The 11,742-nt window shown below is 58.0% G+C and carries 11 protein-coding genes; 1 reads left to right on the top strand and 10 read right to left on the bottom strand.

What is annotated here, in order from left to right:
- Positions 1-188: 188 nt before the first annotated feature.
- Complete coding sequence (ggt, locus tag NR201_RS20645; protein ID WP_031292113.1) at positions 189-1,940, bottom strand: gamma-glutamyltransferase; 1,752 nt, start codon at positions 1,938-1,940, stop codon at positions 189-191.
- 206 nt (positions 1,941-2,146) lie between these two features.
- On the opposite strand from ggt, the gene NR201_RS20640 reads away from it, so the two are divergent.
- Positions 2,147-2,434, top strand: coding sequence for a DUF2756 domain-containing protein (locus NR201_RS20640; protein ID WP_022624015.1), 288 nt, complete (start codon positions 2,147-2,149; stop codon positions 2,432-2,434).
- On the opposite strand, the gene ugpQ is transcribed toward NR201_RS20640, so the two are convergent.
- From ugpQ to livH, 9 genes are all read right to left on the bottom strand, one after another.
- On the bottom strand, positions 2,431-3,174 hold the full coding sequence (gene ugpQ, locus NR201_RS20635; protein ID WP_052270769.1) for a glycerophosphodiester phosphodiesterase: 744 nt from the start codon (positions 3,172-3,174) through the stop codon (positions 2,431-2,433). The two genes, NR201_RS20640 and ugpQ, sit on opposite strands and share 4 nt — an antisense overlap.
- The gene (locus NR201_RS20630; protein ID WP_010253289.1) at positions 3,171-4,244 is read right to left on the bottom strand and encodes a sn-glycerol-3-phosphate import ATP-binding protein UgpC; all 1,074 of its coding nucleotides are present in this window, start codon (positions 4,242-4,244) and stop codon (positions 3,171-3,173) included. Before NR201_RS20630 ends, ugpQ begins: the two co-directional genes overlap by 4 nt.
- A gap of 1 nt (position 4,245) precedes the next feature.
- Entirely contained in the window at positions 4,246-5,091 is an 846-nt protein-coding gene (gene ugpE, locus NR201_RS20625; protein WP_223566215.1) for a sn-glycerol-3-phosphate ABC transporter permease UgpE, read from the bottom strand.
- The gene (gene ugpA, locus NR201_RS20620) at positions 5,088-5,975 is read right to left on the bottom strand and encodes a sn-glycerol-3-phosphate ABC transporter permease UgpA (RefSeq protein WP_010253295.1); all 888 of its coding nucleotides are present in this window, start codon (positions 5,973-5,975) and stop codon (positions 5,088-5,090) included. The genes ugpE and ugpA overlap by 4 nt, the downstream gene beginning before the upstream one ends.
- Positions 5,976-6,029: 54 nt before the next feature.
- Complete coding sequence (gene ugpB, locus NR201_RS20615) at positions 6,030-7,346, bottom strand: sn-glycerol-3-phosphate ABC transporter substrate-binding protein UgpB (protein WP_256850121.1); 1,317 nt, start codon at positions 7,344-7,346, stop codon at positions 6,030-6,032.
- Positions 7,347-7,969: 623 nt separating this feature from the next.
- Positions 7,970-8,683 (bottom strand): high-affinity branched-chain amino acid ABC transporter ATP-binding protein LivF, encoded by a 714-nt coding sequence (livF, locus tag NR201_RS20610; RefSeq protein ID WP_022624013.1) that lies wholly within the window; start codon positions 8,681-8,683, stop codon positions 7,970-7,972.
- Position 8,684: 1 nt separating this feature from the next.
- On the bottom strand, positions 8,685-9,452 hold the full coding sequence (livG, locus tag NR201_RS20605; protein ID WP_010253302.1) for a high-affinity branched-chain amino acid ABC transporter ATP-binding protein LivG: 768 nt from the start codon (positions 9,450-9,452) through the stop codon (positions 8,685-8,687).
- Entirely contained in the window at positions 9,449-10,720 is a 1,272-nt protein-coding gene (locus tag NR201_RS20600) for a high-affinity branched-chain amino acid ABC transporter permease LivM (RefSeq protein ID WP_010253305.1), read from the bottom strand. Before NR201_RS20600 ends, livG begins: the two co-directional genes overlap by 4 nt.
- Positions 10,717-11,643, bottom strand: coding sequence for a high-affinity branched-chain amino acid ABC transporter permease LivH (gene livH, locus NR201_RS20595; protein WP_009087789.1), 927 nt, complete (start codon positions 11,641-11,643; stop codon positions 10,717-10,719). Before livH ends, NR201_RS20600 begins: the two co-directional genes overlap by 4 nt.
- Between the last annotated feature and the right edge of the window lie 99 nt (positions 11,644-11,742).

Raw genomic sequence — 11,742 nt, 5'->3', positions numbered from 1 at the left:
GGCAGGCGAATGAAGTGAAGGAACCGCGCAGCGGCGCGAGGACCGCCAGCCCCTGCCCGGCACCAGACTGCGTTATCACCTGTCGCTTAACTGACTGGCATTACCCTTCCGGGGCCCTTTCTGATTGCTGACTCTGTCTGACACGGTTCACTGTTAAACCGTGCCTGCGCAAACAACACAGTAAAATCTCAATAACCCGCACTCAAATCATCGATGCTGCGCGGATCGGAAGCGCCATAGAGCATGCCATCCGGCCCGATCATGATGCTCTGCGTACTGCCCATCGACGGCAGTACCTTCACATGCTGACCTTTGGTTTCCAGCAGACGCAGCGTATCGGGACTGAAGCCCTTCTCCACCCGCAGCTGATCCGGCAGCCACTGATGATGGAAGCGCGGCGCATTGGTGGCTTCCGCCACGTTCATCCCGAAATCGATGCTGTTAACCACCATCTGCAACACCGTGGTGATAATGCGGCTGCCGCCAGGACTGCCGGTCACCAGCCAGGTTTTTCCTCCTTTGGCGACGATGGTCGGCGACATCGATGACAACGGACGTTTCGCCGGTTGCACCGCATTCGCTTCCCCGCCAACCAGCCCGTAGACATTGGGCGTGCCTGGCTTGGCTGAGAAGTCATCCATCTCGTTATTCATCAGGATGCCGCTGTTGCCCGCCACAATTCCGCTGCCGAAATAGGTGTTAAGCGTATAAGTCACCGCGACCGCATTCCCCTGCTTATCCACCACCGAGAAATGGGTAGTCTGATTGCTTTCATAAGGTTCGAGCTTGCCCGGTTTGATCTCGCTGGAAGGTCGCGCTTTCGCCACATCGATCTGCTGCGCCAGGGTTTTGGCATAGGCTTTACTGGTCAGCGCCTGCCACGGCACCTTCACGAAATCGGGATCGCCGAGATATTCCGAGCGGTCCGCGTAGGCATATTTCTCTGCTTCTGCCATCACCTGCATGGCATCAGCACTGCCAAAGCCCATCTTCGCCAGATCGAAATTCTCCAGGATATTCAGAATCTGCACGATGTGGATGCCACCGGATGACGGCGGCGGCATTGAGAAGACTTCATAGCCACGGTATGTCCCGCTAATTGGCTTACGCTCGACCGCACGATAGGCCGCCAGGTCAGCTTTGTTGATCAGGCCGCCATGCTGCGCCATCTCTCCGGCGATCTCATCCGCGATTTCACCTTTGTAAAACGCATCCGGCCCCTGACGGGCAATCAGTTGCAGGCTGTGAGCCAGGTTCTTCTGCACCAGCCTATCGCCCTTCTGCCACGGTGTACCGTCCGGTTTGTAGAAGATCGCTTTGCTGTTGGGATGGGTGATCAGCACTTCTTTGCCGTAGGTCTTCAGGTCATCCGCCAGCGCGTCGTTGACCGGAATACCGTCACGCGCCAGTTTGATCGCCGGGGCCAGCAGCGTGCTCAGCGGCAGAGTGCCATATTTCTGCGCAGCCAGCGCCAGTCCGGCCACGGTGCCCGGTGTGCCCGAGGCGAGATGTGATGTCAGCGACAGCTTGCTGTCGGCGTTGCCCTGCTTATCCAGGAACATGTCACGCGACGCGTGTCCCGGGGCCATCTCACGGAAATCGATAGCCGTGGCGCGGCCAGAGGCAGTGCGCAGCAGCATAAAACCACCGCCGCCGAGGTTGCCCGCCTGCGGATGGGTCACGGCCAGCGCAAAGCCCACCGCCACCGCGGCATCCACCGCATTGCCGCCCTGACGCAGGATCTCCACGCCAACCTGCGTCGCCATCGCATCCACTGACGCGACCATGCCGTGCTGCGCTTTTACCGGGTGAAAAGTGTCACTGTCCACACCGTAGGAGACCGGAGGAGCCTGCGTTGGCGCGGCGTTAGCGCCTGCCACTACGGTGAAACTCATCACCAGCGACCAGCTAAGCTGACGCACTGTTTGCTGCATTTTCATCCTGCCACCATCCCATATTGTTATTTACATTTTTTTATCATTTCTGCAAGTGCCTACAAATACAGCAAAATAACCGGGGTTAAGTCAAATCAGGAATAGATCGGAAAGTAAGGTCTGTGATATCGGGTAAACTTATGGCTACGACCCTGATATCGGTGTAAGCCGTTGTGCACCAGAAACCCTGTCGCTTTAAGGAAGGAGGAGTGATGAAAAAGTGGATGATTATTCTGGCCGCTCTGCTGCCTTTCGCCAGTCAGGCGAACACGCTGAACAGCACTAACGATCCGAATAAACCTGGCTATAACCCCAGCCAGCAGCGGATGCAGTCGCAGATGCAGACCCAGCAGCAACAGCAACAGCTGAAGCTGCGCCAGGATCAGCAGCGTCAGACGCAGGACACGCAGCGTAAAATGCAGGAGCAGCGGAACAGCGCCCAGCAGCGGGTGATTACCACGCAGCCGGGCCAGCAGAATCAGAATCTAAACCAGAACTAATGAAAATCGGGGCCGATGATGTCGATGGCATCAGTACAGATGGCATCGACGCCCCATTTCAGCAATTCCCGCGCCCGATCCGGGCTGTTCACGGTATAAACCAGAATCTTCAGGCCTGCGGCTTTCAGTTCGGTGACCCGCTCAGCGGTCAGCACCTTATGATTAAGGTGAATTGAGACGCACGCCAGCGCAGCCGTTTTCTCCTGCCACTGCGGGTCCCAGCTGTGCGACAGCAGGCCACGCGGCAACTGCGGCTCTGCCTTCATCGCGGCTTCCAGCGCCTCAAAAGAGAACGAAGAGAGCAACGGTGCGACCTGATCCTGCCACAGTATCGCGGCAGCCTGCGCCACGGCGCGTCCGGTTTCAGCGTCGCTGCCGGTGGTCGGTTTGATTTCGATGTTCGCCATCATCTGATGCTGACGGCAGCGTGCCGCCACCTGATCCAGCCGCGCCAGCTTTTCACCGGTAAATGCGTTGCCAAACCAGCTGCCCGCATCAAGCTGCGACAGCTTCTCCCAAGGCAGCTGACCCGCCACGCCCCAGCCGTTGCTGGTGCGATCGAGCGTGTCGTCATGCAGCAGGAAGATCTGCGCATCGGCCGATAATTTGGCATCAAATTCAATCATCTGATGACCATATTTCGCGCCGGTGTCGATCGCCGCCAGCGTATTTTCCGGTGCCAGTTTACCGCCGCCGCGATGGGCGACGATGCGGGGATAGGGCCAGTGTTGTGTGCTCATTCCAGACGCTTTCCATGGGTTGAATCGAAGAAGTGTAACGCATCTGACGGCAGATGCAGCCACAGCGTACTACCTGGCTGCGGGCGTTCACTGTGGGCTAAGCGTACCACCAGTGGCGTGTCACCGATGCGGCCATGTGCCAGATTATCAGCCCCCAGCATCTCCAGCGTATCGACCCGCAGCGGCACGCCGCCCTGCTCGCGGCTACTGAGCCGGATGTGCTCTGGCCGGATACCCAGCACTACCGGCCGGTTAGCCCATTTCGCTTTACTGTCGCTGAGCGGCAGAGCGTGCGAGGCGTCGAGATCGAAGCGTGATCCATCGCTGCTGAACTGCCCTTTCAGCAGATTCATGGCGGGCGCGCCAATAAACGAGGCAACGAACTGGCTGGCGGGACGCTCATACACCTCGACCGGCGTGCCGAGCTGCTCGACCACCCCTTTGTTCATCACCATCACCCGCTGCGCCAGCGTCATCGCCTCCACCTGATCGTGGGTGACATAGAGGCTGGTGGTCTGTAAGCGGCGATGCAGCTGCTGCAGTTCCAGCCGCATCTGCACCCGCAGACGGGCATCAAGGTTGGAGAGCGGCTCATCAAACAGAAAAACTGCCGGTTCACGCACGATCGCGCGGCCCATCGCCACGCGCTGCCGCTGTCCGCCGGAGAGTTCGCGAGGCCGACGCATCAGCAGATGATCCAGCTCCAGACTGCGCGCCGCGTCGAGCACCCGCTGGCGGACCTGCTCTTTGCCCATGCCACGGATTTTCAGGCCATAGGCCATGTTCTCTTCCACTGACATATGGGGATAGAGCGCGTAGTTCTGGAACACCATTGCAATCCCGCGATCTTTTGGCTCTTCCTGAGTAACGCGCCGGTCGTCGATATAGATATCGCCGGAGCTGACGCGCTCCAGTCCGGCCACCATGCGCAGCAGGGTCGATTTACCGCAGCCGGATGGCCCGACCATCACCATAAATTCGCCGTCATTGATGGTGACATTCAGCGGCTGGATGATCTGATTTTTGCCATCGTAGGATTTGGTTACTGCCTGAAGGGTTACGCCTGCCATCTTATTTCTCACTCTCAACCAGACCGCGCACAAAGGCACGCTGCATGACTAACACCACCACCAATGGTGGGATCAGGGTTAATAACATTGCCGCCATCACTTCATTCCACTGGGTCGGCGATCCGCTGGAGGAGATCATGCTTTTAATCCCCGCCACCGCCGTGCCGAGGCTGGCGTCATTGATGATCAGCAGCGGCCAGAGGTACTGGTTCCAGCCGTAAATAAAGGTGATCACAAACAGCGCCGCCAGATTGGTTTTCGACAGCGGCAGAACAATGTCGATAAAGAAGCGCATCGCGCTGGCCCCGTCGATGCGTGCCGCCTCCACCAGCTCATCCGGCAGCGACATAAAGAACTGGCGGAACAGGAAGGTGGCTGTCGCTGAGGCCATCAGCGGCAGGGTTAATCCGCTGTAGCTGTCGAGCAGGTTGAGATCGGCAATCACCTGTACTGTCGGGAAGATACGCACCTCTACCGGCAGCATCAGGGTGATGAAGATCAGCCAGAAAAAGAGCGTGCGCAGCGGAAAGCGAAACCAGACCAGCGCAAACGCCGACAGCATCGACACCGTGATTTTGCCGAAGGTGATGCCCAGCGCCATGATCATGCTGTTGAGCAGCATCAGGCCAAACGCCGGCCCGTTGCCGTTGACGCCATGCGTCCAGATGCGCGAGATGTTCTCCCACAGGTGCGTGCCGGGCACCAGCGTCATCGGCACATGATAGACCGCTTCGTTATCCAGCGTCGCCGCCACAAAGGCGACATAGAGCGGAAACAGGATGGTGAGCACGCCCAGCACCAGCACGATGTGGCTGAAGAGATCCAGCCCGCGTCGATTCTCAATCATTGGTATTGCACCTTACGTTCAACAAAGCGGAACTGAAGCACCGTCAGCCCGATGACCAGCAGCATCAGCACCACCGACTGCGCAGCGGACGAGGAGAGATCCAGACCGGTAAAGCCTTCGCGATAGATTTTGTAGATCAGCGTGGTGGTCGCCTGCACCGGCCCGCCGCCGGTGGCGGCATCGATCACCGGGAAGGTATCGAAGAAGGCGTAGATCAGATTCACCACCAGCAGGAAGAAGCTGACCGGCGTAATCAGCGGCAGCGAGAGGTTGAAGAAGCGACGCACCGGTCCGGCACCGTCAATGGCGGCGGCTTCCACCAGCGATTTGGGGATCGATTGCAGCGCAGCGAAGAAGAACAGGAAGTTGTAGCTCATCTGCTGCCAGATTGATGCCAGCACAATCAGGAACATCGCCTGACCGCTGTTTTGCGCATAGTTCCAGTTGTAGCCGATGTGGTTCAGCAGATAGCTGAACAGGCCCAGGCCCGGATTAAAAAGGAACATCCACAGTACCGCGGCCACGACAGGCGCAACGGCGTAGGGCAGCAGCAACAGCGTCTGATAGAGACGGCGCAGCCGCACCACATAATCCACCAGCGCCGCCAGCAGCAGCGAAAAGACCATGCCGAACACCGTGACCATGCCGCTGAATTTTATGGTGGTCCAGAACGAATCCAGATAGTAAGGATCGGCAAACAGGCGTCTGAAATTTTCCAGCCCGACAAAGCTGCTGGAGATGCCAAAGGGATCGAGGCTTTGCAGCGAGTACCACAGCGCTTCACCGGCAGGCCAGAGAAAGAAGATGGCGGTAATCAGCAGTTGCGGCAGCACCAGAAGATAGGGCAACAGACTGGTGCGAAAGACCGGACGAGATGAAGACATGGTGTACCTGGCGTAAGAGAGAGGGGCCAGCCTGAGCTGGCCCGCAAGGAGAGATTACTTCACCTGCTGCTGGAAGCGGCGCAGCAACTCGTTACCGCGTTTCACTGCGTTATCCATCGCGTTCTGCGGCGACTGCTTGCCGGTCCAGACGCTTTCCAGCTCTTCGTCGATCACGGCACGAATCTGCGGCATATTGCCCAGACGCATGCCTTTAGTGAACGGCAGTGGCGGCTTGTTCATCATCTGACGGGTAGCGATATCCGCACCCGGATTCTTATCGTAGAAGCCCTGCTGTTTAGTCAGCTCGTAGGCGGCGGTGGTAATCGGCAGATAGCCGGTTTTCTGGTGCCATTCCGCGGCGATTTCCGGTTTAGCGAGGAACTGCATAAACTCAGCCACGCCTTTGTAGGTTGTCGCATCTTTGCCTTTCATCACCCACAGGCTGGCACCGCCGATCAGGGCGTTCTGCGGCGCATTCGGCACGGTCTCGTCATACGGCATCATGCCAACACCGAAGTTGAATTTGGCGTAATGACGGATATCAGCCAGCGAACCCGATGAGGCGGTGGTGATACCGCAGTCGCCGTTGTAGAACTTGGCGGTGGACTCATCTTTGCGGCCAAAATAGGTGAAGTCCCCTTTCTTGTTCATCGCTTCCAGCAGCTCGATATGACGAACCAGTACCGGCTTGTTGAACTCCAGCACCGCATCAAGTCCGTCAAACCCGTTGTTTTTGGTCGCTACCGGCAGAGCGTGCCAGGCGCTGAAGTTTTCAATCTGGATCCAGCCCTGCCAGCCGCTGGCGTAGCCACAGCTCATGCCCGATTTGCGCAGTGCAGCGGCATCCGTCGCCAGCTCCTGCCAGGTTTTCGGTGGCTGATCCGGGTTCAGACCCGCTTTTTTAAAGGCATCTTTGTTGTAGTAGAGCACTGGCGTTGAGCTGTTGAACGGCTGAGAGATCAGCTGACCTTTGCTGTCGCTGTAGTAGCCCGCCACCGTTGGCACGAACTGCTTTTCATCAAAGGGGATTCCGGCGTCTTTGAAGACCTGATGCACCGGCACAATCGCCTTCGAGGCCATCATGGTCGCCGTACCGACTTCATAAACCTGCAGCACCGCAGGGGCTTTGCCGCTGCGCACTGCCGCAATCCCTGCCGCCAGGCTCTGCTCGTAGTTACCTTTGTAGGTCGGAACAATTTTGTAATCGGGATGCGTCTGGTTAAAACGCTGTGCCAGCGAATCCACTTCTTTGCCTAGCTCGCCTTCCATAGAGTGCCAGAAAGGGATCTCAGTGGCGGCCATGGCATGGCTGCTGAGCGTCAGACCGAGCAGCACGCTCATCAGGCTACGACGAAAGGTAACGACGGACATAGAATTTTCCTGTGCAGGTAAATACGCGTGAAATCACGGATTTCTGTTTCGCGAAGTAACATGACACGGGGAAATGAAGGATTAATAACAGAAAGATGACAGCCGGGTGACAGACTGAATAGCGGAAAAGGCAGAGCGACTAACTGCAGCTGAGCTTGTTGACAAAGTCTGGCCTGGTTGCTGTAAGACTGAGCCCTGCACAGAGAACACGGTCAGATCGGAAAGACGCAAAATCCGTCATCCATGACATGCTCGGCCCGCGCCGTCCATGGCGCGGGACGCTTTCCTCCTCTGCCCGTGTTCCCTGTGCGTTGAGTTTGTTCGTTGCAGCCAAATTCACCCTGATTTGGGTTTTCAGCAATCTGAGCGGCTATACACCATTACAAAGTCGAGTTTATTTACATAAATTGTAACGGATACTGGCAATGACAGCACTTGTCCCTGCTTTTTAAGGGCAAACTCAAAGCCCGTTGGCGGCAACACCCACACCGATGCTCAAGGCCGTCGGCGGCGCAGGCAGGTTGCGGGCGGACAGCGCGCAGCCACCGGAGCGTACACGTAGTACGTGAGGATGGCGAGCACTGCCCAACCACAACCTGACCAGTAAGCCAGGCCTCTGAATATTAAGCTCCGAGGTACGCGCTGCGGACGGCTTCGTTGGAAAGAAGTGCTGCACCTGTGTCTTCGAGCACCACATGCCCGTTCTCCAGCACATAGCCCCTATCCGCCAGCTTCAGCGCCTGATTCGCATTCTGCTCCACCAGGAAAATAGTCATCCCCTCGCTGCGCAGCTGCTCAATGGTGTCGAAGATCTGCTGAATAATGATCGGTGCCAGTCCCAGCGACGGTTCGTCCAGCAACAGCAGGCGCGGCTGGCTCATCAGCGCACGGCCAATCGCCAGCATCTGCTGTTCGCCGCCCGACATCGTCCCGGCGCGCTGGATTTTACGCTCCTCCAGACGCGGGAAGAGTTCATAAACGCGCTTGATCCGCGTCAGATAGTCCGGACGGCTGGCAAAAAAGCCCCCCATCGCCAGGTTCTCTTCTACCGTCATGCGCGAAAAGACGCGCCGGCCTTCCGGCACGATGGCGATCGCTTCACGCATAATGCGCGAGGTTTGCCAGTCGGTGATGGTTTTGCCATCAAAGGTAATGGTGCCCTGCGTCGCGCGCGGCTCGCCGCACAGCGTACCCAGCAGCGTGGTTTTTCCGGCACCGTTAGCGCCAATCAGGGTGACGATTTCGCCCTGATTGATATAGAGGCTGACGTTGTGCAGCGCCTGAATTTTGCCGTAGTGGGCGCTGACGTTCTCAATGGTTAACATCGCATTTGCCATCTCAGGCCTCTCCTAAATAGGCACGAATGACATCCGGGTTATTACGAATCTCTTCCGGCGTTCCGTTAGCCAGCGGCGTTCCCTGATTGACCACATAAATACGGTCAGAAATCCCCATCACCAGCTTCATATCATGTTCAATCAGCAGCACCGACACCTTGTGTTCACCACGCAGCTCCGCAATCAGCGCGTCCAGCTCGTGGGTCTCTTTGGGATTAAGGCCCGCCGCCGGTTCATCCAGCATCAGGATTTCCGGGCGCGTCACCATACAGCGCGCAATCTCCAGCCGACGCTGCTGACCATAGGCCAGATTGCCCGCCTGACGGTTAGCCAGATCCAGCAGCCCCACCCGCTCCAGCCAGGTCGCCGCACGATCCAGCGCCTCGCTCTCACTGCGGCGAAACGCCGGGGTTTTCAGCAGACCGGAAAATACACCACTTTTCAGATGCTGATGTTGCGCCACCAGCAGATTCTCAATGACCGTCATCTCACGGAACAGACGCACATGCTGGAACGTCCGCACGATGCCCATCCGCGCAATCTTCTGGCCCGGCAACCCTTCCAGATGCTGCTCACGCAATGTGATCGTCCCGCCGGTTGGCTTGTAAAAGCCGGTCAGGCAGTTGAACACGGTGGTTTTACCGGCACCGTTGGGACCAATCAGCGAAACGATCTCCTGCGGACGCAGCTCCAGCGCCACATTGTTCACGGCTAACAGACCGCCGAAGCGCATCATCAGGCCTTCAACGGCTAATAAAGGCTGAATCATGCCTGCTCTCCTTGTTTACCGGTTCTGAGCTTCAGATGCGGACGCTTCATCGGCAACAGGCCCTGCGGACGCCAGATCATCATCAGCACCATCAGGCCACCCAGCACCAGCATGCTGTACTCATTGAGATCGCGCATCAGCTCGCGTGACACCACCAGCAGGATGGCGGCCAGAATCACCGCAAACTGCGACCCCATCCCGCCCAGCACGACAATCGCCAGCACAAAGGCGGATTCGACAAAGGTAAAGGATTCCGGGCTGACAAAGCCCTGACGCGCCGCGAACAGGCTGCCGGCAAAACCGGCAAACGCGGCACTGATGGTAAAGGCGGTCAGCTTGATGCGGGTCGGGCTGAGGCCCAGTGAACGACAGGCAATCTCATCCTCACGCAGGGCTTCCCAGGCTCGGCCCAGCGGCATCCGCAGCAGCCGGTTGATCACAAACAGCGTCAGCACCACCAGCAGCAGCGCCACCAGGTAGAGGAAGATAATGCGGTCGCTGGGATCGTACTTCAGGCCAAAGAAGTTATGGAAGGTATCCCAGCCGCCTTCCCGCGGCGTACGGCCAAACTCCAGACCAAACAGCGTCGGTTTCGGTATCTGGCTGATGCCGTTCGGCCCGCCGGTCAGGGCGGTATTGTTCAGCAGCAGAATACGCACGATCTCACCGAAGCCCAGCGTCACTATCGCCAGATAGTCGCCGCGCAGTCGCAGCACCGGGAAGCCCAGCAGCAGACCAAACAGCGCGGCAACTATGCCGGAGAGCGGCAGGCACTGCCAGAAGCCGAGACCGTAATAGTGGTTCAGCAGCGCAAAGGTGTAGGCACCGATGGCGTAAAAGCCGCCATAACCCAGCACCAGCAGGCCAGAGAGGCCGACCACCACGTTTAAGCCCAGACCGAGCATCACGTAGATCAGCGTCATGGTGGCGATATCGACGGTGCCGCGTGACACCAGGAATGGCCAGGCAACGGCGGCGATAATCAGCACCGCCATCACCAGTTTCTGCTTCGGCGTCGAGCCATCCAGACCCGGTAACACCAGCGCCGGACCGGAGATTTTCTTCAGGCCGCTTTGCCATACCGGACGCAGCAGCTGAAACAGAAACACCACCGCACAGCCTGTGGCGATCCAGTTCCAGCGCACGCTGCCGGCGTTCTGCACCACCAGATTAGTGCCGTCCAGGTTCAGGCGCAGCCCCATAAAGAAGGTGGCGAGTACCAGCAGCATCACCGAGGAGATCAGGGCATTGATAAAGGAAGTCTTCATACTTTTTCGACCTCCGGGCGACCCAGAATCCCGGTCGGCATCACCAGCAGCACCACAATCAGCAGGGCAAACGAGACCACATCTTTATATTCCGTGCTGAGATAGGCCGAGGTCAGCGCCTCGGCGATGCCCAGTACCAGACCACCAATCATCGCGCCCGGAATACTGCCAATCCCGCCCAGCACGGCGGCGGTGAATGCCTTCATACCTGCCATAAAGCCGATGAAGGGGTTGATTGAACCGTAGAACTGTCCCAGCAATACGCCCGCCACCGCGGCCATCGCGGCACCGATGACAAAGGTCAGCGAGATCACGCGATCCGTGTTAATTCCCAGCAGGCTGGCCATTTTCAGGTCTTCTGCGCAGGCGCGGCAGGCGCGGCCCATGCGTGAGTAGCGGATAAAGGTGGTCAGCGCCAGCATCGCCAGGAACGTCACCACCCAGATCACTATCTGCATGGTAGAAATCGTGGCGGCAAAGCCGTTGCTCTCGCCTACCGTCCACTGTCCGGTAATCAGACTCGGCAGCGCCAGGTCGCGTGAACCCTGCGTCAGGCTGACGTAGTTTTGCAGGAATATCGACATCCCGATGGCGGAGATCAGCGCAATCAGGCGCTTGGACGAGCGCACAGGCCGGTAGGCGACGCGCTCAATGCTCCAGCCGTAGGCGCTGGAGATAATTACCGCCATCACAAAGCCGGCCGCAATCATCAGCCAGGTGGTGTCGATGCCCATCATCATCAGGGCGGCAATCACGATAAAGGAGACATAGCTACCGATCATGTAGACCTCGCCGTGGGCGAAGTTGATCATGCCGATAATGCCGTAAACCATGGTGTAACCGATGGCGATCAGCGCGTAGGTGCTGCCCAGGGTCACACCGTTAAACATCTGCTGAATAAAATAGAGAAACTGCTCGGACATACCTTGACCCTTACTTAACCGATCATGGGCGATCGGGGTACAAAAAACGCCTGGCAGACCAGCACCAGGCGTTCGTGTCGCTGGTCAGGGGAAACCGGT

The sequence above is a fragment of the Pantoea sp. Fr-CA_6 genome (genome assembly GCF_024520895.1).
Lineage (GTDB): Bacteria > Pseudomonadota > Gammaproteobacteria > Enterobacterales > Enterobacteriaceae > Pantoea > Pantoea agglomerans.
This window is presented reverse-complemented; position numbering and strand designations above follow the sequence as displayed.